This window comes from Brenneria nigrifluens DSM 30175 = ATCC 13028 (assembly GCF_005484965.1).
Classification (GTDB): domain Bacteria; phylum Pseudomonadota; class Gammaproteobacteria; order Enterobacterales; family Enterobacteriaceae; genus Brenneria; species Brenneria nigrifluens.
In genome coordinates, this window is the sequence record NZ_CP034036.1 from 1,327,070 (window position 1) to 1,346,758 (window position 19,689).

General features: G+C 56.2%; 23 protein-coding genes. 16 read left to right on the forward strand and 7 right to left on the reverse strand.

Features of this window, described 5'->3' with window-relative positions; all coding sequences use genetic code 11:
* The first annotated feature begins 8 nt into the window (after positions 1–8).
* Positions 9–305, forward strand: coding sequence for a putative quinol monooxygenase (locus EH206_RS06075; RefSeq protein ID WP_009111916.1), 297 nt, complete (start codon positions 9–11; stop codon positions 303–305).
* The gene (locus tag EH206_RS06080; RefSeq protein ID WP_009111917.1) at positions 302–1,807 is read left to right on the forward strand and encodes an aldehyde dehydrogenase family protein; all 1,506 of its coding nucleotides are present in this window, start codon (positions 302–304) and stop codon (positions 1,805–1,807) included. The genes EH206_RS06075 and EH206_RS06080 overlap by 4 nt, the downstream gene beginning before the upstream one ends.
* A gap of 156 nt (positions 1,808–1,963) precedes the next feature.
* On the opposite strand, the gene EH206_RS06085 is transcribed toward EH206_RS06080, so the two are convergent.
* A complete protein-coding gene (locus EH206_RS06085; protein WP_009111918.1) occupies positions 1,964–2,362 on the reverse strand; it encodes a VOC family protein in 399 nt (132 codons plus the stop codon).
* A 192-nt stretch (positions 2,363–2,554) separates the two neighbouring features.
* Here EH206_RS06085 and EH206_RS06090 point away from each other — a divergent pair, with 192 nt between their 5' ends.
* On the forward strand, positions 2,555–3,445 hold the full coding sequence (locus EH206_RS06090; protein WP_009111919.1) for an AraC family transcriptional regulator: 891 nt from the start codon (positions 2,555–2,557) through the stop codon (positions 3,443–3,445).
* Between the two features lie 9 nt (positions 3,446–3,454).
* Here the strand turns inward: EH206_RS06090 and EH206_RS06095 are convergent, their stop codons facing one another.
* Positions 3,455–3,769 carry an IclR family transcriptional regulator gene (locus tag EH206_RS06095; RefSeq protein ID WP_050815591.1) on the reverse strand — a complete coding sequence of 105 codons (315 nt, stop codon included), beginning with the start codon at positions 3,767–3,769 and terminating at the stop codon, positions 3,455–3,457.
* Between the two features lies 1 nt (position 3,770).
* Here EH206_RS06095 and citX point away from each other — a divergent pair, with 1 nt between their 5' ends.
* On the forward strand, positions 3,771–4,226 hold the full coding sequence (gene citX, locus EH206_RS06100; protein WP_050815592.1) for a citrate lyase holo-[acyl-carrier protein] synthase: 456 nt from the start codon (positions 3,771–3,773) through the stop codon (positions 4,224–4,226).
* 9 nt (positions 4,227–4,235) lie between these two features.
* On the opposite strand, the gene rpiB is transcribed toward citX, so the two are convergent.
* Positions 4,236–4,688: a bifunctional allose-6-phosphate isomerase/ribose-5-phosphate isomerase RpiB gene (gene rpiB, locus EH206_RS06105; protein ID WP_009111920.1), complete on the reverse strand. Its 453-nt coding sequence runs from the start codon at positions 4,686–4,688 to the stop codon at positions 4,236–4,238.
* 363 nt (positions 4,689–5,051) lie between these two features.
* Between rpiB and EH206_RS06110 the strand changes: the two genes are divergently transcribed.
* The 6 genes from EH206_RS06110 to alsK all read left to right on the forward strand — a co-directional run bounded on the left by EH206_RS06110 (position 5,052) and on the right by alsK (position 11,110).
* The gene (locus tag EH206_RS06110) at positions 5,052–5,936 is read left to right on the forward strand and encodes a MurR/RpiR family transcriptional regulator (RefSeq protein WP_009111921.1); all 885 of its coding nucleotides are present in this window, start codon (positions 5,052–5,054) and stop codon (positions 5,934–5,936) included.
* Between the two features lie 71 nt (positions 5,937–6,007).
* On the forward strand, positions 6,008–6,943 hold the full coding sequence (alsB, locus tag EH206_RS06115; protein ID WP_009111922.1) for a D-allose transporter substrate-binding protein: 936 nt from the start codon (positions 6,008–6,010) through the stop codon (positions 6,941–6,943).
* Positions 6,944–7,022: 79 nt separating this feature from the next.
* Positions 7,023–8,555, forward strand: coding sequence for a D-allose ABC transporter ATP-binding protein AlsA (gene alsA, locus EH206_RS06120; protein WP_009111923.1), 1,533 nt, complete (start codon positions 7,023–7,025; stop codon positions 8,553–8,555).
* Complete coding sequence (gene alsC / locus EH206_RS06125) at positions 8,534–9,514, forward strand: D-allose ABC transporter permease (protein WP_009111924.1); 981 nt, start codon at positions 8,534–8,536, stop codon at positions 9,512–9,514. The genes alsA and alsC overlap by 22 nt, the downstream gene beginning before the upstream one ends.
* A gap of 11 nt (positions 9,515–9,525) precedes the next feature.
* Entirely contained in the window at positions 9,526–10,221 is a 696-nt protein-coding gene (gene alsE, locus EH206_RS06130; protein WP_009111925.1) for a D-allulose 6-phosphate 3-epimerase, read from the forward strand.
* Positions 10,205–11,110 (forward strand): allose kinase, encoded by a 906-nt coding sequence (alsK, locus tag EH206_RS06135; RefSeq protein WP_009111926.1) that lies wholly within the window; start codon positions 10,205–10,207, stop codon positions 11,108–11,110. The genes alsE and alsK overlap by 17 nt, the downstream gene beginning before the upstream one ends.
* A gap of 103 nt (positions 11,111–11,213) precedes the next feature.
* On the opposite strand, the gene EH206_RS06140 is transcribed toward alsK, so the two are convergent.
* Positions 11,214–11,990 carry a transporter substrate-binding domain-containing protein gene (locus tag EH206_RS06140; protein WP_009111927.1) on the reverse strand — a complete coding sequence of 259 codons (777 nt, stop codon included), beginning with the start codon at positions 11,988–11,990 and terminating at the stop codon, positions 11,214–11,216.
* Between the two features lie 58 nt (positions 11,991–12,048).
* A complete protein-coding gene (locus EH206_RS06145) occupies positions 12,049–13,224 on the reverse strand; it encodes a methionine aminotransferase (protein ID WP_009111928.1) in 1,176 nt (391 codons plus the stop codon).
* 271 nt (positions 13,225–13,495) lie between these two features.
* Between EH206_RS06145 and EH206_RS06150 the strand changes: the two genes are divergently transcribed.
* From EH206_RS06150 to tsuB, 5 genes are all read left to right on the forward strand, one after another.
* Positions 13,496–14,377 (forward strand): LysR substrate-binding domain-containing protein, encoded by an 882-nt coding sequence (locus EH206_RS06150; RefSeq protein WP_009111929.1) that lies wholly within the window; start codon positions 13,496–13,498, stop codon positions 14,375–14,377.
* 87 nt (positions 14,378–14,464) lie between these two features.
* The gene (locus tag EH206_RS23165; RefSeq protein ID WP_050815593.1) at positions 14,465–14,821 is read left to right on the forward strand and encodes an isocitrate lyase/phosphoenolpyruvate mutase family protein; all 357 of its coding nucleotides are present in this window, start codon (positions 14,465–14,467) and stop codon (positions 14,819–14,821) included.
* Positions 14,788–15,051 (forward strand): isocitrate lyase/phosphoenolpyruvate mutase family protein, encoded by a 264-nt coding sequence (locus tag EH206_RS23170; protein WP_198008323.1) that lies wholly within the window; start codon positions 14,788–14,790, stop codon positions 15,049–15,051. Before EH206_RS23165 ends, EH206_RS23170 begins: the two co-directional genes overlap by 34 nt.
* 271 nt (positions 15,052–15,322) lie before the next feature.
* Positions 15,323–16,378, forward strand: a complete 1,056-nt coding sequence (gene tsuA / locus EH206_RS06160) for a thiosulfate utilization transporter TsuA/YeeE (RefSeq protein WP_040343702.1) — start codon at positions 15,323–15,325, stop codon at positions 16,376–16,378.
* A gap of 19 nt (positions 16,379–16,397) precedes the next feature.
* On the forward strand, positions 16,398–16,622 hold the full coding sequence (gene tsuB, locus EH206_RS06165; protein ID WP_009111931.1) for a thiosulfate utilization sulfurtransferase TsuB/YeeD: 225 nt from the start codon (positions 16,398–16,400) through the stop codon (positions 16,620–16,622).
* 40 nt (positions 16,623–16,662) lie between these two features.
* Here tsuB and EH206_RS06170 read toward each other — a convergent pair whose 3' ends face one another.
* Positions 16,663–17,610: a LysR family transcriptional regulator gene (locus tag EH206_RS06170; RefSeq protein ID WP_009111932.1), complete on the reverse strand. Its 948-nt coding sequence runs from the start codon at positions 17,608–17,610 to the stop codon at positions 16,663–16,665.
* A gap of 207 nt (positions 17,611–17,817) precedes the next feature.
* Between EH206_RS06170 and EH206_RS06175 the strand changes: the two genes are divergently transcribed.
* A complete protein-coding gene (locus EH206_RS06175; protein ID WP_009111933.1) occupies positions 17,818–19,026 on the forward strand; it encodes an MFS transporter in 1,209 nt (402 codons plus the stop codon).
* Positions 19,027–19,135: 109 nt separating this feature from the next.
* On the opposite strand, the gene EH206_RS06180 is transcribed toward EH206_RS06175, so the two are convergent.
* Positions 19,136–19,627: a LysR family transcriptional regulator gene (locus EH206_RS06180; RefSeq protein WP_009111934.1), complete on the reverse strand. Its 492-nt coding sequence runs from the start codon at positions 19,625–19,627 to the stop codon at positions 19,136–19,138.
* Between the last annotated feature and the right edge of the window lie 62 nt (positions 19,628–19,689).

The window sequence follows — 19,689 nt, forward strand, 5'->3', positions numbered from 1 at the left end:
GGGGTTTTATGCTGTGTATTACCGCCATCATCAAAGTTAAACGGGGTTATGCCCATGTTCTGGCTGATGCCTTGTTGGAAGTCGCTGCGCATGTTCGCCAGAACGAGCCGCAAACCCAGGGATTCTTTATTGCGCAAGACGGTGAAGATCCCTGTATTTTCACCACCTATGAGCGCTTCACCGATCGGACGGCTATGGATAACCATAATGGTTCCGACGTTGTGGCGCATTTTTTTGCTATTGCCAAACCGATTCTGGACGGTGAGGTGACTCTGATAACATCAAATGAGATTTCAGCCAAATGACAACCAAAGAGACGCAGAAAGCAGAGGTGGAAGGACTCAGTCCGCAGACGCAGGCTTTTATTGATAAAGAGAAGCGGATGTTTATTGACGGCGAGTGGGTTGAGGCGGCCGGCGGCGAAACTCTCGCGGTGATCAATCCCGCGACGGAGCAGGTGATTACCCTGGTGCCGAAAGGTGATAAGGCCGACATCGACAAAGCGGTTAAAGCGGCGCGCCGGGCCTTTGACAGCGGCCCATGGGCCGCTATGACGCCATCCGAGCGCGGCAAGCTGGTCTGGCGGCTTGGCGATCTGCTGGAGCAGCATGCCGATGAGATGGCGCAAATCGAAGCGCTCGATAACGGTAAACCGTTTGGCGACGCCCGCTGGGGCGATGTGGCGTTCTCTTATGAGCTGTTGCGCTATATGGCGGGGTGGAGCACCAAAATCTGCGGTCAAACCATCCCGCTTTCCAGTGGCGCGCCCTTTCACGCTTACACATTAAGAACGCCGGTTGGCGTTTGCGGCCAGATTGTGCCGTGGAATTTTTCGTTGATGATGGCGGTGTGGAAAGTCGCGCCGGCGCTGGCGACGGGGTGCACCGTGGTGCTGAAGCCAGCGGAGCAGACGCCGTTGACGGCGCTGCGTCTGGCGGAGTTGGTTGAGGAAGCCGGTTTTCCCGCCGGGGTATTCAACGTGGTGACCGGCCTGGGAGAAAGCGCCGGCGCGGCGCTGGCGGCGCATCCCGCGGTGGATAAGGTCGCCTTTACCGGTTCCACCGAAGTAGGCAAAAAAATTCTTGCCGCCGCCGGGGGCAACCTGAAAAAAGTGTCGCTGGAGCTGGGCGGGAAATCACCGATGATCGTGTTTGCCGATGCCGACCTGGATAAGGCGATCCCGGCCATCGCCTCCGGCATTTTTTACAACATGGGGCAAACCTGCACGGCAGGCACCCGTCTTTATCTGCATGACGATATTGCGGACCGGGTGCTTCAGGGGCTGGTCGGCCATGCGCAGTCGTTGAAAATTGGCCCCGGACTGGCGCAAGGAACGCAAATCGGCCCGCTGGTATCTGAAGAACAGCGGCAGCGCGTGTGCGGCTATATCGCATCCGGTATCCGTGAGGGGGCAACGCTGCTGACCGGCGGAAAAGCCTGGGGGGAAACCGGCTATTATGTTGAACCGACGATCCTTGACCATACCCGCGGCGACATGCAGGTGGTGCGGGAAGAGATCTTCGGACCGGTGCTGTGCGTGAGCCGTTTCTCTGATGACGATGAGGCGGTTGCTCAGGCCAACGCTTCCATTTATGGTCTGGCGGCCAGTCTGTTTACCCGCGATCTGAGCCGGGCGCACCGGGTGGCACAGCGACTCAAGGCCGGCACTATTGGCGTCAACACCCATCATGTGATCGACCCCGCGCTACCTTTCGGGGGATTCAAACAGTCCGGCTGGGGGCGTGAAATGGGGTGGGAAGCCATTGAACTTTATACCGAGCTGCGTTCCATCGGGGTCGCGCTGTAACGAGGTACAAAGCTGGTTGCCTCGGCATCCTTTTAATCGCCGTGGTCGCGTTTTGAGAATGCGATGGAGATAGACTGGCATTCAGCCCCATGAGCGCCAGGCAGGATGTTATCAGCCGCCCGGTGTAACCTCTGGCGCCATAAATCATTAATTTTTTCATTGGTGCTGCCAGCGCTTATAGACAAACTCAAGGCTGTATCCGTCCGGGTCGGTAACCTGTGCGGCGTAATACTCAGGGTCATAATGAAGCTGTGGGCCGGGAACATGAATGGACGTGGCGCCGGCGGCGAGCGCGGCGTGATAAGCCTGGTTTACCTTCCGCCGGGAGTCCGCCGCGAACCCGATATGCACCGCGCCGGGAGCAGGTAGCCCTTTTCGCAGCCAGAAAAACATCCGTCCATCGGCGCCGAAGCCCTCCAGATCCGGATGTCCGGCGGGGCCATTCCCGCCGTCGTATTTAAGACGGCCGGTAATCCCAAGCGGAGTCAGCGCCTGAGAATAGAATGCAATGGCGCGATCGATATCGCTTACTGTCAGAAAGATATGGTCAAGCATGATGGTTCCTCTTTTCACATTCTGTAGCCGCCTGCGGTTATCGGAACGCTACGCATACAGAGTTCCGGGGTTAGCAGGGCAGACCTAAAGGATAGGCGCTGACGTTTGCCGCGGCTCATGTAATCCTCTTCGAAAGTTGCCTGATTCTGCTTTTCTCTTGTCGGCCTCTGCCGGCCATGCTAATAATCGGCCATGGAAAATCAGCTGCAAGAATTGCGCGTTCTGGCTGCCGGAGCAGGGAATCAGCCTACTGAAACGGGTATCCCGCGCGTCGCGATGGTTCAGGGAGAAATTCCTGAACATCGGCTGTCCGCCGTTTATCAACCGATGATTAACCTGATCCTGACCGGATCGAAAAGCATAACGGTGGGAGACAGAACATACCGCTACAACCCGGCGACCTATTTCGTCATGTCGGTGGATTTACCGGCCGTCGGTAAAATTTATGCCGATGCGCAGACCGGCGCCCCTTATCTTGCCGTCAGCCTGACGCCGGCGCCGGAAATTATCGCCGATCTGCTGTCCGGCTTGCCTGAAGCCAGTTCCCCGTCACTTTACAACGTCGGGTTTTCCGTGGCCCCGGTAACGCCGGAATTACTTGATGCCTGGCTGCGCATGTTGCGCTTGATGAATAAGCCGGATGAAATCGCCGCGCTGGCTCCCGCCTATGAACGGGAAATCCTGTTCCGCGTGCTTCAGGGGCCGCTCGGCTGGATGCTGCGGGATATCGCCACGCCGGACACGCATTTGTCGCGCATTTACGCCGTGGTCAACTGGATAAAACAGAACTATATGCAGACGGTGAGGATTAAGGAGCTGGCGGCGATGGCCGCGCTGAGCGTCTCGGCGTTTCATCGTCACTTTCGCGCCATTACCGCGCTCAGCCCGCTGCAGTATCAGAAACGCATTCGGTTGATGCAGGCGCGGACGAAACTGGCGACCGGGAGCGCAAATATCACCACCGTCGCCCTGTCCGTCGGCTATCAAAGCCATACCCAGTTCAGCCGGGAATATGCGCGGCTGTTTGGCTTGCCGCCGTCAGTGGATCTGCGTCGTATCGCACGCAGCAGAGAAAACCTCTAGGCGCCGCCTTTATATATAGAGGACTTTTGTTATCTTATCCGCCGTTGCCTGAAGTAGCGTAATAAGGTGCACCATATTTGCTAGGTTTTTTCTCACATGTGGCGCGGAGATACTCAGACAGGCGATCACTTTCCCAGCCGGATCAAAAACAGGTACGGCAGCGCCCACCACTCCGATCACAAATTCTGAATCATTCACGGCATAGCCCAGTTCCCGAGTCTTAAGTACCTCGCGCTTCAGGTAGTCGGGATCAATGATGGTATTCGGCGTAACCTGCTCCCATGGGCCGCTCAGCAGGTAGGCGTCCAGAAGCTTATCAGACATATTGGCCGCGAAAATCCTTTTTGATGCGGCGATTAGCTTCGTCGCTGAACTCTGCGCAAGCCGTGGGTGGATGGCGTTGGAGCGGGAAATTCTACAGGAGGATACGGGCTATCAGGCGATATGGGTGATTGATGCGCCGGCGATGTCGTTGAAAGCGGCGATGGTGGACGCTGAGGATCGACATCCGTTAGGCCGCTTATGGGATATGGACGTAGTGAGCCCGGAGAGCGGCCCCCTTTCTCGTTCTGCGATAGGCCATCCGGCCAGAGCTTGTCTGATCTGCGACGAGCCGGCCCACGCCTGCAGCCGTAGCCGCCGACACGATCGTGATGAGCTTTTAGTGGTGATGGCGCAGCGTATTATGACGTACCTGAACCGAGCCTGTCGGAATTACTCCACCCGTACATCAAAACCGGGGAAGTACTGTTTGGCCAGCTTCTCGACGGTGCCGTCTTGATGGCTTTTTTCAGCGCCGCAGCTGTTGTTCGAGCTGGACAATCGCCTCGACGCGTTTCTGATGGCGCCCGCCTTCAAACTCCGCCTTGAGCCAGCTATCGACAATCATTTTCGCCAATTCCAGCCCCACTACACGCGATCCAAATGCCAGAATATTGGTGTTGTTGTGCTGGCGGGAAAGCTGCGCGGAGTAGGGTTCACTGCACACCACGGCGCGGATACCGGGAAACTTATTGGCGGTAATGGAAATCCCCACGCCGGTGCCGCAGATAAGAATACCGCCGTCAACCTCTCCGTTCACCACCGCTTCTGCCACCGCGCTGGCAAAGTGCGGGTAGTCGGTGCGTTCCTGCGACCAGGCGCCTTTATCCACGACCTCGATGTTCTTTGACCGCAGATGCGCCAGAATATCCTCTTTGAGGATAAACCCGACATGGTCACAGCCAAATGCAATCCGCTTCATACGCTATTCCCCCTACTTGAGAAAACTTTACAGTTAAGGTTTATTTGTGACTTTTTATCGATTTTATGCGGAAAAAAGCCACGGCGTCACCGGGTTAAGCGCCTGTTCTACACATCCTGATGAGACAAATCAATATGGATATATACATAAAATAGCTCGTCATGTTCCTGTACTGATGTATGATTTTTATTTAATTTATTGTTTTTATTGTATTATTTTTGTTTTTTGAAAATAAAAATGAGGGGGAACTTCATGGATATAAAAACTTTATAAATTTAATATTTTTGTGAAGTTGATGGCATATTTCTCGCTGCCGGTGTGGTGATATAGTGTCGTCTTCTATTTAAAGGACGCGAGCGCACAATGAGTCAGTCAGAGTTTGATCAGGGACTCCCTAACGGAATCGGTATTGCGCCCTATCTGCGTATGAAGCAGGAAGGGATGACTGAAAACGAAAGCCGGATTGTGGAGTGGCTGTTAACGCCAGGCAATTTGAGTGAAGCCCCGGCGATTAAAGATGTTGCCGAGGCGCTGGCGGTGTCCGAGGCAATGATCGTCAAGGTATCGAAGCGTCTGGGTTTCAGCGGGTTTCGCAACCTGCGCAGCGCCCTGGTGAATTATTTTTCGCAGTCTGAACAGGTGTTGCCTGCGGAGCTCTCTTTCGATGAAGCGCCGCAGGATGTGGTGAACAAGGTGTTCAATATTACCTTACGCACCATCATGGAAGGCCAGTCGATTGTTAATGTTGATGAAATTCATCGCGCCGCACGTTACTTTTTTGGCGCCGACCAGCGTGATTTATACGGCGTCGGCGGTTCTAACACCATTTGTGCCGATATTCACCACAAACTTTTGCGTATCGGCGTGCGCTGCCATGCCTATCAGGATGCGCATATCATGATGATGTCCGCCGCTTTGCTGAAAGAGGGCGATGTGGTTCTGGTGGTGTCGCATTCCGGGCGCACCAGTGATTTGAAAGCGGCCGTCGAACTGGCGAAGAAAAATGGGGCAAAAATAATTTGTATTACTCATAGCTATCATTCGCCGATTGCCAAACTGGCAGATTTTATTATTTGTTCGCCAGCACCAGAGACCCCTTTATTGGGACGAAACGCGTCAGCCAGAATATTACAATTAACGTTATTAGATGCTTTCTTTGTTTCCGTTGCCCAACAGAATATTGAACAGGCAACATTAAATATGGAAAAAACCGGTGCTATTGTCGATTTTTTCCGGCGTGACCGATGAAGTGACAATATAAAGATGTATTCCGCATATGTGGAATATATCTCTGTACTCCCTACAAAGAGAACACTGCCATGAATAAATATCTGAAAATATTCAGCGGCGCGGCCGTGGGATTAATGCTGTCAACCAGTGCCTTCGCTGTCGCCGAATATGCCGTAGTCTTAAAAACATTATCCAATCCGTTTTGGGTGGATATGAAAAAAGGAATTGAAGACGAAGCGAAAAAACAGGGGGTGAGCGTCGATATTTTCGCCTCCCCCTCTGAAGGCGATTTCCAGTCGCAATTGCAACTCTTTGAAGACCTAAGCAATAAAAATTACAAAGGCATCGCCTTTGCCCCCTTATCTTCCGTCAACCTGGTAATGCCGGTGGCACGAGCATGGAAAAAGGGAATTTACCTGGTTAACCTCGACGAAAAAATCGATATGGATAACTTGAAAAAAGCGGGGGGTAACGTTGAAGCGTTTGTCACCACCGATAACGTCGCGGTCGGGGCGAAAGGCGCCGAATTTATCATTGAAAAACTGGGCGCCACAGGCGGTGAAGTGGCGATTATTGAAGGCAAAGCGGGCAACGCCTCCGGCGAGGCTCGCCGCAACGGGGCGACCGGGGCTTTCAAAAAAGCGATGCAGATCAAACTGGTCGCCAGTCAGCCTGCCGACTGGGATCGGATTAAAGCGCTGGACGTGGCCACCAACGTGTTGCAGCGCAACCCGGATCTGAAGGCGTTCTACTGTGCAAACGACACGATGGCGATGGGCGTTTCCCAGGCGGTGGCGAATGCGGGTAAAACCGGCAAAGTACTGGTGGTGGGGACCGACGGTATTCCGGAAGCGCGCAAAATGGTGGACGGCGGGCAGATGACCGCCACCGTCGCGCAAAACCCGGCGGATATTGGCGCTACGGGATTGAAATTGCTGATCGAGGCGGCGAGCACCGGCAAGGTAATTCCGCTGGAAAAAGCGCCGGCGTTTAAGCTGGTCGATTCGCTTCTGGTGACGAAGTAATTTTCCCCTCACTCCGATCCTCTCTTCAGGGAGAGGGTCCCTTCCCGTAAGCAGGGGGGGCAATAATATGAGGCTTACTATGGTCACGCCATATATTTCGATGGTGGGGATCGGCAAATCCTTTGGTCCGGTTCACGCATTAAAATCGGTTGATTTAACGGTTTATACCCATGAAATACATGCGTTATTAGGGGAGAATGGCGCCGGTAAATCAACGTTGATGAAAGTATTATCGGGGATCCACGACCCGACCAAAGGCACCATTACCATCAATAATGTTAATTACGACAAACTTGATCATAAACTCGCGGCGCAGCTCGGTATCGGCATTATTTATCAGGAACTCAGCGTTATTGATGAATTAACCGTGCTGGAGAATTTATATATCGGCCGCCATCTGACTAAAAAGATTTTTGGCGTCAATATTATTGACTGGAAAGAGATGCGCCTGCGCGCCGCGATGATGTTATTGCGCGTGGGTTTAAAGGTTGACCTTGATGCGAAGGTGGCGAATTTATCCATTAGCCATAAGCAGATGCTGGAAATCGCCAAGACATTAATGCTTGATGCCAAAGTCATTATTATGGATGAACCCACCTCTTCATTAACGAATAAAGAAGTGGATTATCTTTTTTTGATCATGAATCAGTTGCGTAAAGAAGGAACTGCGATTGTCTATATCTCGCATAAATTGGCGGAAATTCGCCGGATTTGCGATCGCTATACGGTCATGAAAGACGGCGGCAGCGTGTGCAGCGGCATGGTCCGCGACGTGACGAACGATGACATCGTGCGTCTGATGGTGGGTCGTGAGCTGCAAAATCGCTTCAATGCGATGAAAGAAAGCGCCGGCAACGTCGAGCGCGATACGGTATTCGAGGTGAAAAACATCACCAGTCGCGACAAAAAGAGAGTGCGCGACATCTCTTTCAGCGTCAATCGCGGTGAAATCTTCGGCTTTGCCGGGCTGGTCGGCTCCGGGCGTACCGAACTGATGAACTGTCTGTTCGGGGTGGAGAAACGCGGTGCCGGTGAAATTTGGTTAAATGGCAAAGTCATTTCCCCGCGCTCACCGCTGGACGCGCTTAAAAAAGGCATGGCGTACATCACCGAAAGTCGCCGTGACAACGGCTTTTTCCCCAACTTTTCCATTGCGCAAAACATTGCGATCAGCAACAGCCTGAAACGAGGCGGCTATAAGGGCGCAATGGGCCTGTTCAATGAAGCGGAAGAACGCAAAATCGCTGAAGCGCAACGAGATCTGCTGGCGTTGAAGTGCCGCTCCGTTGAGCAAAATATTGGCGAACTATCCGGTGGAAACCAGCAAAAGGTCCTGATTTCCAAATGGTTATGTTGTGAACCTGAAGTGATTATTTTCGATGAACCCACGCGCGGCATTGACGTCGGCGCGAAGGCTGAAATCTACAAGGTGATGCGCCGACTGGCTGACGAAGGCAAGGTCATTCTGATGGTTTCATCCGAACTTCCTGAAATTATCACCGTCTGCGATCGCATCGCCGTGTTCTGCGAGGGGCGTCTGACAAACATCCTGCGCAACCGCGACGACATAAGCGAAGAGGAGATCATGGCATGGGCATTACCTCAAGAGTGAAAAGCGACATGAGCGAGAAAAAACCGTTTAACTTCGCGCTGTTCTGGGATAAGTACGGCACCTTTTTTATCCTGGCGATCATCGTCGCCATTTTCGGCAGCCTGTCGTCGGAATACTTTCTGACCACCAATAACATCACGCAGATTTTCGTGCAAAGTTCGGTCACCGTATTGATCGGCATGGGGGAGTTTTTCGCCATTCTGGTGGCGGGGATCGACCTGTCGGTCGGTGCCATCCTGGCGCTCTCCGGTATGGTGACCGCCAAACTGATGCTGGCGGGCGTCGATCCGTTTCTCGCCGCGCTGATTGGCGGCGTGCTGGTCGGCGGCGCGCTCGGCGCGATTAACGGCTGTCTGGTGAACTGGACCGGGCTGCATCCGTTCATTATTACGCTCGGCACCAACGCCATTTTCCGCGGCGTCACGCTGGTGATTTCCGATGCCAACTCGGTGTACGGCTTCTCATTTGATTTTGTGAACTTTTTTGCCGCCAGCGTTATCGGCATCCCGGTGCCGGTTATTTTCTCTCTGTTGGTGGCGGTGATCCTGTGGTTTGTCACCACGCGGATGCGCCTGGGCCGCAATATTTACGCTCTGGGCGGTAACAAGAATTCGGCTTTTTACTCCGGCATCGATGTGAAATTCCACATTCTGGTGGTGTTCATCATTTCCGGTATCTGCGCCGGTCTCGCCGGCGTGGTTTCAACCGCGCGTTTGGGCGCGGCGGAGCCGCTGGCGGGAATGGGTTTTGAAACCTATGCCATCGCCAGCGCCATTATCGGCGGCACCAGTTTCTTCGGCGGCAAGGGTCGCATCTTCTCAGTGGTTATAGGCGGACTGATTATCGGCACTATCAATAACGGGCTGAATATCCTGCAAGTACAGACTTATTACCAACTGGTGGTGATGGGCGGGCTGATTATTGCCGCTGTTGCCCTCGATAGGCTTATCAGTAAGTAAGGAATTCCACGATGAAAATATCCCCCTCTTTGATGTGTATGGATCTGCTGAAATTTAAAGAACAGATCGAGTTTATTGATAGCCATGCGGACTATTTTCATATCGATATTATGGATGGTCACTTTGTCCCTAACCTGACGCTTTCGCCCTTTTTTGTCAGCCAGGTGAAAAAGCTGGCAAGCCTGCCGCTGGATTGCCATTTGATGGTCACGCGGCCGCAGGATTATATCGGTCAACTGGCGCGGGCGGGGGCGGACTTCATCACCTTGCATCCGGAAACGATCAACGGCCAGGCGTTTCGCCTGATCGATGAGATCCGCCGCTTCGGCATGAAAGTCGGGCTGATCCTCAATCCGGAAACTCCGGTTGAGGCGATGAAATACTATATTCATAAAGCGGACAAAATTACCGTTATGACCGTCGATCCGGGCTTTGCCGGGCAGCCGTTTATCCCGGAAATGCTGGAAAAAATCACCGAGCTGAAAGCCTGGCGCGAACGCGAAGGGCTTGGCTACGAAATTGAAATCGATGGTTCCTGTAACCAGGGCACCTATCAGAAACTCATCGCGGCCGGGGCGGATGTCTTTATCGTCGGCACCTCCGGCTTGTTCAACCATGCGGACAATATCGATGAAGCCTGGTCCTTAATGGCAGAGCAGATCCTGGCGGCGAAAAAAGAGGTACAGCCTCATGCAAGAACGGCATAACGTCGTGGCGGGCGTGGATATGGGGGCGACGCATATCCGTTTTTGTCTGCAATCGATAAGCGGAGAAGTGTTGCACTGTGAGAAACGCCGCACGGCTGAGGTGATTGCCAACGGCCTGGTCGCCGGTATTCGCACGTTGTTGCAGCAACAGCTTTACCGGTTTCACGCCCGTTGCCACGGGCTGGTGATGGGATTCCCGGCGCTGGTCGGCAAAGACAAACGCACCATCATCTCCACCCCCAACTTACCGCTGGCGGCGGGTTCACTTACCGGACTTGCCGATGAACTGGAAACCGCGTTGGGCTGTGCGGTGGAGTTTTCCCGCGATGTGAATCTGCAACTCTCGTTCGACGTACGGGAGAACGGCCTGAAAGACCAACTGGTGCTGGCGGCCTATCTTGGCACAGGCATGGGCTTTGCTATCTGGCTGAACGGCGCGCCGTGGATCGGGGCGCACGGTGTTGCGGGCGAACTCGGCCACATTCCGCAGGGCGACATGCGGCTACGCTGCGGCTGCGGCAATGCCGGGTGCCTGGAAACGGTCTGCTCCGGTATCGCGCTCAAGCGCTGGTATGAGCTGCAGTCGCGTCATTATGCGCTCGGCGAATTGTTTATTCATGCCCGTAATGAACCCTTTGTGCAGGCGCTGTTGCAGCATGCGGCGCGGGCCATCGCCACCAGTATTAACCTGTTCGATCCGCAGGCGGTGATCCTCGGCGGCGGGGTGATGGATATGCCCGCGTTCCCGCGTGATGCGCTGATTGCGCGGATTGACTCGCACCTGCGCCGTCCGCTGCCGCACGCGGCGGTGCGTTTTCTGGCGGCTTCATCTTCTGCCTATAACGGCGCGCAGGGCGCGGCGGCGCTGGCGCTTGCCCGCTTTACGTAGCACTTTTTTCCGCCGGCGGCTTTGGGTTCAAGAAATACCTGTCTATTCCCCCGGAAATGCCTTCAGGTCCGCCAGGAGCCGCCTCGGCAGGCGGCTGCGAATATTACTCCACCCGTACATCAAAGCCGGGGAAGTACTGTTTGGCCAGCTTCTCGACGGTGCCGTCTTCTTTCACCTGCTTGATGGCCTTATCCAGCGCCTCTTTCAGCTTGGCGTCGTCTTTGCGCAGACCGAAACCGATGCCGCTGCCGAGAATGGTGGCGTCGTCAACCGGTTGGCCGATAAAGGCGAAGCCTTTACCCTCCGGGCGGTCGAGAAAGCCGGATTGTCCGGCCGCCGCCATCACCAGCGTGCCGTCCAGACGACCGGCCGCCAGATCGTCATAGGCCAGATTCTGATCTTTGTAAGAGATCACCGTGACGCCCTGTTTCTCCCAGTGCTCTTTGGCGTAGATTTCCTGAATGGAACCCTGAAGCACGCCGATGTTTTTGCCCTTCAGCGCCTCTGCCGTCGGCGCCAGTCCGGCCTGCGGTTTGCCCAGCAACTGGGTGGGGATGCGGTAAATCGGGGTGGTGAAATCAATGGCTTCTTTACGCTTTTCGGTGATGTTCATCGCCGAGTTGATGGCATCGAATTTTTTGGCTTTCAGCGCCGGAATCAGCGAGTCAAATGAGGTTTCGACCCAGGAGCATTTGAAGTTGCCGGCTTTGCAGATGGCATGGCCCAGATCGATATCGAATCCTTCCAACTGGCCTTGCGCATTTTTACTTTCAAACGGCGGGTATTCGGCTTCCACGCCGAAACGCAGTTCGGTCTGCGCCATGGCAAAGGAGGAAGAGAGTAAACCGAGCGATGCCAGCAGCATGTTTAATTTTTTCATATCTGGAACGATCTCCGTTAATTCGATGAGTTGTGATTAAAAATAGTGTCCCACAGCGTTAACGCCCGTTGCCCGCCACCTGGCACAGCGCTTTCGCCCCTGCCAGCAATGTCGCTTCATCCTTGGAAAAAGAAAGACGAATCAGTTTGTTATCGGTGGCATCGGTATAAAACGCCGACAGCGGAATGGTCGCCACGCCTTGTTCCACGATCAGCCGTTTCACCATTTCGCCGTCGCTCTCGTCGCTGAAATGCCGGTAATCCGCCAGAATGAAGAAAGAACCGGCGGAAGGCAGCAGTTTAAACGGGCCGTCGCGCAGCGCATCGACCAGGAGATCGCGTTTCTGCTGATAGAAGGCGCCGAGCGACAGATAGGTCGCCGGGTCGGCCATGTATTCCGCAAAGGCGTACTGCATCGGCGTATCGGCGGAGAACATCAGGAACTGATGCACCTTGAGGATTTCATTCATCAGCGCGGAGGGGGCCAGACAGTAACCCACGCGCCAGCCGGTCACATGAAAGGTTTTGCCGAATGATGAGACAATCACGCTGCGCGCCGCCAGCGTCTGGTGGGTCGCCATGCTGTGGTGACGCTGATTATCAAACACCACGTGCTCATACACTTCATCGGACAGGATCACGATGTCGGTGTTGCGCGTCAGACGGTCCAACTGCGCCAGATCGTCAGCGTTCAGCACCTGTCCGCTCGGGTTGTGCGGCGTGTTGATGATGATCATCCGGGTACGGGAGTTGATAGCGGCCTGTACCTCATCCCAGTCGATGCTGAAGGCCGGAACGGACAGTTTTAGCGCCACCGGTTTGGCGCCCTGTAGCCGAACGATCGGCGCATAGCTGTCAAACGAAGGCTCAAAATAGATCACTTCATCGCCCGGATGCACCAGCGCGGAAATGGCGGCATAGAGCGCTTCGCTGGCGCTGGCGGTGATGGTGACCTCCTGGCTGGCGTCGTAGCGCTGGCCGTACAGGCGGTTGACCTTCTCCGCGACCACCTCTTTGAGCGACACCAGCCCGGTCATTGGGGCGTACTGGTTATGGCCCTGTTCCATGGCGCGGGTCACCCCGGCGATAAGTTCGGGCGCACAGGGAAAGCTGGGCGCGCCCTGCGACAGGTTGATGGCGTTGTGCTGGCTGGAGAGCTGACTGATAACGGTGAAAATGGTGGTACCCACATCCGGTAATTTTGAGCTGAATTGCACCGGGGTTTGAATCGGCATATCTATCTCCGTTTTCGCCGTAATAAGTGAATAATTATTCATTTATTAGACGTTGCGGCGGCTGGCGCCGCAATCGAATTGTTGTCATAATAGCCATGAGTAAAATTCATGGCTTAGCCGTTACTTCTCGCTATTCCGGCATAAATCTCAACGGGAGCGACGGGTTGGCTACGGATTGCCATCAATTCGCAGCCGCGTTTTTCCTGGCGGCCGATAACATATTTATGTAGTCGATTTTCTTATGGCTCGTTGCTTTAGGGCAGGTTCGATAATGAATAAACGTATTCCCCCCCTGAATGCCCTGCACGCGTTTGTGGTGACGGCTCGCCATCTCAATTTTACCCGCGCCGCGGAGGAGCTGTTCGTCACCCAGGGCGCGGTCAGCCGCCAGATCGCCACGCTGGAAGCCTGGCTGGGCGTGATGCTGTTTCAACGTCACGCGCGCGGTCTGCGGCTGACGCCGCAGGGCAGCCGGCTACTGCCGGAAATCAGCGAGATATTCGAGCAACTCTTCAGCGTGACGAGCAAAGTCCGCGAGCGCGGCGCCATCCGTATGAAGGCTCCTACCTGCGCCATGCGCTGGCTGTTGCCTCATCTGATGAGAATGGAGCAGGCGCGGCCGGATATTCACGTATCGCTCACCACCACCACCGAACACGACGTCGATTTTCGCGCGGAAGACTATGATGCGGCGGTGGTGTTCGCGCCGGACGGCGCGCCGCGGCAGCATGGCGACAAACTGTTTGACGAGGTGCTGTCGCCGGTGGCGGCGCCGCATCTGCTGCCGGCCGGGCATGCAAGGCTGACGGCGCAGCAGCTGACGCCGTTCACGCTGTTGCATCCCACGCAGGATCGGCGGGACTGGAAACTCTGGCTGAAAGCCCAGGGTATGGATGAGGGGGTAATGCGCCGCAATCAGCAGTTCGATACCATGGATCTGGCCATCAGCGCCGCGATCCAGGGCTTCGGGGTAGCGATGGCGGATGTCACGCTGGTGGTGGAAGATATCCGGCGACAGCGCCTGGTAATGCCTTGCGACGAAACGGTAAAAACCGGCGCCGCTTATTATCTGGTGCATCGCCCTGATGTGCAGGCGCAATGGCTGAGCGATTTTCTGGCCTGTTTCACGCACTGTATTGAAACGGATTGTTGAATCTTTATCGCCGGTCGGTCGGTGTTGCGTTTTGCCGCCCGACAGGGGTTTTGTACTGTGAGTTTTCAACGTAAAACGGAGGATAAAATGGCGGACGCTGAGCATGTGGGCAGTGTTTTTCGGCGGTTACATGAAGACGTCGGCGCATTTATTATCCCCAATCCGTGGGATGTCGGCACAGCCAGAATTCTGGCGGCGGTGGGGTTTCAGGCGCTGGCGACAACCAGCGCGGGAATGGCTTTCTCTCTGGGGGTAAAAGAGGGAGAGGTGAGCCGTGAGCAAGTTATCCAACATTGTCGTTCGCTTGTCGAGGCAACGACGCTGCCGGTTTCAGCCGATCTGGAAAAGGGGTTTGGCGACAGCCCCGAAAGCGCGGGGGCGGATGTGCTTTATGCCCCGGATTACGGGATTTGGATACCATCCGCACCCTCTGCCAGTCACTGACGAAACCGGTTAACGTAATAGCCGGTATTCAGGGAACAACCTTTAGCGTCGATCAGTTGGCGCATGCAGGCGTCAAGCGTATCAGTGTCGGATCGGCGTTATCCCGACTGGCTCTAGGCTCGTTTATCCGGGCGGTGGAGGAAATGAACAATTCGGGTTCTTTCTTATCGCTGGATGATGCAATAGGCTTTGCCGACATTGAAGGTTACTTCACCTCCGCCAGCCGTTAATCAATTCGCACCGCGGGATTTTGGGTAGGTTAAACGGTATCGTCGATGCGTTAACCTGCCGCCATCGCGGCTACGGATAATCGCTATTACGGCGCTACTACCTTTCGCGTTTAGAGGGAACTGTCTTTTCTTCGGCACCATGGGGTAAACGATAACCTTTATCCCGCCACTCAAGCTATTCAGATATATATTATTTTCTTTGGTTATTTGCTGGCCGGGCGGCAGCGGCGAATACTTTATGCTCCCTATAATGTGAGAATGGTGCATGATTATGCTGCAACCGATCTTCTCCGGACTGTTATGCGGCGCATTGCTTGGCTTTGTGATGCAACGCGGCAGATTCTGTCTTACCGGCGGTTTTCGCGATATGTATATCGCTAAAAATAACCGCATCTTTTACGCCCTGTTAATCGCCATTGCGATTCAAAGCGTCGGGGTTTTCGCCCTGATCGCCGCCGGGCGATTAAGCTACGACGCCGGCGCTTTTCCCTGGTTCGGCACCGTGCTGGGCAGCTATGTTTTCGGCATCGGGATCATAATGGCGGGCGGGTGCGCCACCGGCACCTGGTATCGCGCCGGCGAAGGGCTTATCGCCAGTTGGATCGCGCTGTTCGCCTATATGCTTTCCAGCGCCGTGATGCGATCTGAACATTTGACCGCCTTCAACCGGCAGATAAAGTCGCTGAGCACCGAACATAACTCCATTGCCGAAACGCTGGGCCTGTCGCCTTGGCTGTTTATCGCGCTGCTGATCGCAGTGACCGGCTGGCTGGTGGCGAAAGAGCTGAAAAAGCCCAGGCTGAAGGTCGCCGCGCTGCCGCAGCGGAAATTCGGTCTGGCGCACCTGTTATTTGAAAAACGCTGGCATCCGTTCGTCACCGCGGTGCTGATTGGGCTTATCGCCCTGCTGGCCTGGCCGCTCAGCGCGGCCACCGGGCGGGTGTTCGGCCTGGGCATTACCACGCCCAGCGCCAATATCTTGCAGTATCTGGTGATCGGGAATGACAAGTTTCTTAACTGGGGCGTGCTCCTGGTGTTAGGGATTTTTCTGGGGTCGTTTATCGCCGCCAAAGGTAGTCGTGAATTCCGTATCCGCGCCGCCGACGCCGCGACCTCGGTGCGCAGTTTCTCCGGAGGCATTCTGATGGGATTCGGCGCCAGTATCGCCGGCGGGTGCTCTATCGGCAACGGTCTGGTGATGACCGCGCTGATCACCTGGCAGGGCTGGGTCGGGCTGGCCTGTATGATTCTGGGGGCATGGACGGCTTCATGGTATTTATTCGTCCGTCCGCAGCGTCAGGCGAATCTGCAAGCCGCCTCCAACTGATCGCGTTATAGGAGTCGTTATGATTAAAAAGCTTGATGTTATCAACCAGGTCTGTCCGTTTCCGCTGATTGAAGCGAAAGCGGCGATGGCGACGCTGCAATCCGGCGACGAGCTGGTGATTGATTTCGACTGCACCCAGGCCACCGAGAGTATTCCGCTGTGGGCGGCGCAAGAGGGACACGTCGTCTCCGACTATCGGCAGGTGGGCGACGCCCAATGGAGCATCACGGTGAGGAAAAGCTGATATTCTGCGCATCCCATAGCCTTTGGCAACGCCAGGGGAATCAACGGGGGGTGGCATTTTTCGCGCCGAATTCAGGTAATAAGTCGTCGGTGCCGGGCGCCTGATTGCGGAACACGCGCGCGCAGAGAAAATCGACCAATGCCCGAACCTTGGGGGAGGGATGTTTGCTGGCGGGCCACAGCACGTGGAAAGTGCCCGTTCGCACCACATGATCGGTCAGCACGCCGCGCAGTCGTCCGTCGGCCAGCAGTTCTTTTACCGAGAAATCCGGCAAAAAAGCGATGCCGCGGCCTTGCAGCGCAAAGCATACGCGGGTTTCGATGTTATTGCAGACCATCGAGATCGGCACCTGCGGTTCGGGTTCGCCGGCGGCGCGGCGCAGCGGCCACGTCTCCAGTTTGCCGCTGTTCGGAAAGCGGTAGTGCAGGCAGCTATGGTCGAGCAGGTCGGCGGGCGTCTGCGGCGTCCCCCGTCGCGACAGATAGTCGGGGGAGGCGACCAGCGTCGCCCGGAAGGCGCCCAGCCGGCGCGCGGACAGACGCGAGTCGGAGGGGGCGCCGGTCCTGACCACGGCATCAAAACCTTCGCCGATGACATCGACCAGCCGGTCGGTGAAGTCCAGATCCAGTTCAATCGCCGGATATTTATGCATAAACTCGCTGAGAGCGGGCAATATCAGCGAACTGACCAGCGGCAGGCTGACCCGCAGACGACCGCGCGGCGCCGCCGCCGTCTGCGACAGTTCCAGCTCCGCGGCTTCGATTTCAGCGAGGATGCGGCGGCTGCGTTCCAGGAACAGCTCGCCTTCAGCCGTCAGCGTAATGCTGCGCGTGCTGCGATGAAACAGACGAACGCCGAGCTTTCCCTCCAGTCGCGCCACGCTCTTGCCGACGGCCGAGGCCGACACGCCCAACAGCCTTCCCGCCGCGACGAAGCTGCGCGTTTCGGCGACCTGCACAAACACCGTAAAACTATTCAGACTATCCATAACGCGCCTCAATTGCGGACATCTGGTTCCTAATAACCAGGAACTGTACCCTACTTTTTCTTTAATGAAAGACTTTCTATGGTAGTGGAGAAATTCACCATGAAAGAAGGGATCTGTTTTGACTGACGCCACATTTTCGCTGCGTATGCCCGACTGCTTCGCCGCTTGTTTATCCGATGCCGCCTTTGTTTCTCCGGGGGCGGGACGATGAGCGCGGCGCAGAAACAAGGGACGAGGAATGCGCTTTTACCGCCAGGCGACCGACTCCCGATGGCCGCGCTGCTCGCTCTCTCGATGGCGGCCTTTATCACCATTCTGACCGAGGCGCTTCCGGCGGGGCTGTTGCCGCAAATGTCCCGGAGTCTTGCGGTTTCCGAGGCATTGGTCGGCCAAACCGTCACCTGTTATGCCATCGGTTCCCTGGTCGCGGCCATTCCGTTGACCGCCGTCACGCAGAGTATGCGGCGCAGAGCGCTGTTATTGACTGCTATCGCCGGTTTTGTCGCCGCCAACACCATCACCGCGATTTCCGCGAGCTATGCGTTGACGATGGTCGCCCGATTTCTGGCGGGCGTATCGGCGGGGCTGCTATGGGCGCTGCTGGCAGGGTACGCCGCACGCATGGTGCCTGAACATCAGAAAGGGCGCGCCATCGCCATCGCCATGGTGGGAACGCCGTTGGCGCTGTCGCTGGGCGTGCCCGCCGGCGCCTTTCTCGGCGCGCTGGTGGGGTGGCGCGCCTGTTTCGGCCTTATGAGCCTGCTGGCGTTGCTGCTGATGTTATGGGTGCGGATCAAGGTGCCGGATTTCCCAGGCGTGGCGATGGGGAAACAACAGTCTGTGGCGCGCGTGTTCGTCATCGCCGGCATTCGTCCGGTGCTGTTTGTGGTGCTGTCCTTTGTACTGGCGCACAACATTCTCTATACCTATATCGCCCCCTTTCTGGCGAGGTTCGAGATGTCCGAACGGACCGATGCGGCGCTGCTGGTTTTCGGCATCGCCTCGCTGATTGGTCTGTGGATCACCGGCGCGCTGATCGACCGCCACCTGCGCGCGCTGACTCTTGCCAGTACGCTATTGTTTGGCCTCGCGGCGTTAGCGCTGGGCGTGTCCGGCAATGCGCCGGCCATGGTTTATGCGGCCATCGCCGCCTGGGGGCTTGCTTTTGGCGGCGCGCCGACGCTGTTGCAGATGGCGCTGGCCAGAACGGCGGGAGAAGCGGCGGATGTCGCGCAGTCCATGCTGGTGACCGCCTGGAACGCGGCCATCGCCGGCGGCGGTATTATCGGCGGCGTATTGCTTGACCAGGCGGGCGTCGGCGCGTTTTCGCCCGCCGTTCTGGTCTTGCTGACGGCCACGCTGGCGGTGGTGTGGCGTGCGGCGCGGCACGGCTTTCCGTCATCGGTGAAGCGCTGAGAGGGAGGCGAAAGTCGTCGCGGCGTTAGCGCTGTCTGTCGCGATGATATGGCTAACGCCAGGTAGCGGCTTGTCCGCGAACTGCCGCCGCAACCATCGCCGGACCCGCTCACTGCCCGTCGATCCTGACCCGTTCCACCAGAAAGTCCAGCAAGGCGCGCACCGCCACGTCGGTGCGCTGCTCCAGAATATCGATGACTTCATCGGTAAGGACGATATCCAGCATCACGTCGGGATAACGCGTCAGAAATTCCGCGGCCAGCGGCAGCGGAAAATGGTTGCCGAAGGTGACGTTGGCATTGACCCTCAGCCGCCCGCGCGGCGTCGAGTGGGCGCTGACGCAGCGTTCCGCTTCGTTCAGATCGTTCAGGATGCGCACGCCGCGCTCGTAAAAGGCGCAGCCTTCCGGCGTAAGTTGCAGCTGGCGCGTGGAGCGGTTCAGCAGCCGGGTGCCCAGCCGCCGCTCAAGCCGCGCGACCAGCTTGCTTACGGCGGAGGGCGTCATGCCGCAGGCCCGGGCGGCGGCGGAAAATCCGCCCAGTTCGACGGCCTGTACAAACACCTCCAGTTCCCCGGAACGGTTGACCTCCAGACGCGCCATAACGGCCTCCTTAATGACTTCAATTCACAACTGTTTTTCCTGATGCCAGTCTAGTTCATTCA

Excerpts from the sequence above, each read along its gene's own strand:
- EH206_RS06075 (WP_009111916.1), top strand. The coding sequence starts at position 9 with ATGCTGTGTATTACCGCCATCATCAAAGTTAAACGGGGTTATGCCCAT.
- EH206_RS06080 (WP_009111917.1), top strand. The coding sequence starts at position 302 with ATGACAACCAAAGAGACGCAGAAAGCAGAGGTGGAAGGACTCAGTCCG.
- EH206_RS06085 (WP_009111918.1), bottom strand. The coding sequence starts at position 2,362 with ATGCTTGACCATATCTTTCTGACAGTAAGCGATATCGATCGCGCCATT.
- EH206_RS06090 (WP_009111919.1), top strand. The coding sequence starts at position 2,555 with ATGGAAAATCAGCTGCAAGAATTGCGCGTTCTGGCTGCCGGAGCAGGG.
- EH206_RS06095 (WP_050815591.1), bottom strand. The coding sequence starts at position 3,769 with ATGTCTGATAAGCTTCTGGACGCCTACCTGCTGAGCGGCCCATGGGAG.
- rpiB (WP_009111920.1), bottom strand. The coding sequence starts at position 4,688 with ATGAAGCGGATTGCATTTGGCTGTGACCATGTCGGGTTTATCCTCAAA.
- EH206_RS06110 (WP_009111921.1), top strand. The coding sequence starts at position 5,052 with ATGAGTCAGTCAGAGTTTGATCAGGGACTCCCTAACGGAATCGGTATT.
- alsB (WP_009111922.1), top strand. The coding sequence starts at position 6,008 with ATGAATAAATATCTGAAAATATTCAGCGGCGCGGCCGTGGGATTAATG.
- alsA (WP_009111923.1), top strand. The coding sequence starts at position 7,023 with ATGGTCACGCCATATATTTCGATGGTGGGGATCGGCAAATCCTTTGGT.
- alsC (WP_009111924.1), top strand. The coding sequence starts at position 8,534 with ATGGGCATTACCTCAAGAGTGAAAAGCGACATGAGCGAGAAAAAACCG.
- alsE (WP_009111925.1), top strand. The coding sequence starts at position 9,526 with ATGAAAATATCCCCCTCTTTGATGTGTATGGATCTGCTGAAATTTAAA.
- alsK (WP_009111926.1), top strand. The coding sequence starts at position 10,205 with ATGCAAGAACGGCATAACGTCGTGGCGGGCGTGGATATGGGGGCGACG.
- EH206_RS06140 (WP_009111927.1), bottom strand. The coding sequence starts at position 11,990 with ATGAAAAAATTAAACATGCTGCTGGCATCGCTCGGTTTACTCTCTTCC.
- EH206_RS06145 (WP_009111928.1), bottom strand. The coding sequence starts at position 13,224 with ATGCCGATTCAAACCCCGGTGCAATTCAGCTCAAAATTACCGGATGTG.
- EH206_RS06150 (WP_009111929.1), top strand. The coding sequence starts at position 13,496 with ATGAATAAACGTATTCCCCCCCTGAATGCCCTGCACGCGTTTGTGGTG.
- EH206_RS23165 (WP_050815593.1), top strand. The coding sequence starts at position 14,465 with ATGGCGGACGCTGAGCATGTGGGCAGTGTTTTTCGGCGGTTACATGAA.
- tsuA (WP_040343702.1), top strand. The coding sequence starts at position 15,323 with ATGCTGCAACCGATCTTCTCCGGACTGTTATGCGGCGCATTGCTTGGC.
- tsuB (WP_009111931.1), top strand. The coding sequence starts at position 16,398 with ATGATTAAAAAGCTTGATGTTATCAACCAGGTCTGTCCGTTTCCGCTG.
- EH206_RS06170 (WP_009111932.1), bottom strand. The coding sequence starts at position 17,610 with ATGGATAGTCTGAATAGTTTTACGGTGTTTGTGCAGGTCGCCGAAACG.
- EH206_RS06175 (WP_009111933.1), top strand. The coding sequence starts at position 17,818 with ATGAGCGCGGCGCAGAAACAAGGGACGAGGAATGCGCTTTTACCGCCA.
- EH206_RS06180 (WP_009111934.1), bottom strand. The coding sequence starts at position 19,627 with ATGGCGCGTCTGGAGGTCAACCGTTCCGGGGAACTGGAGGTGTTTGTA.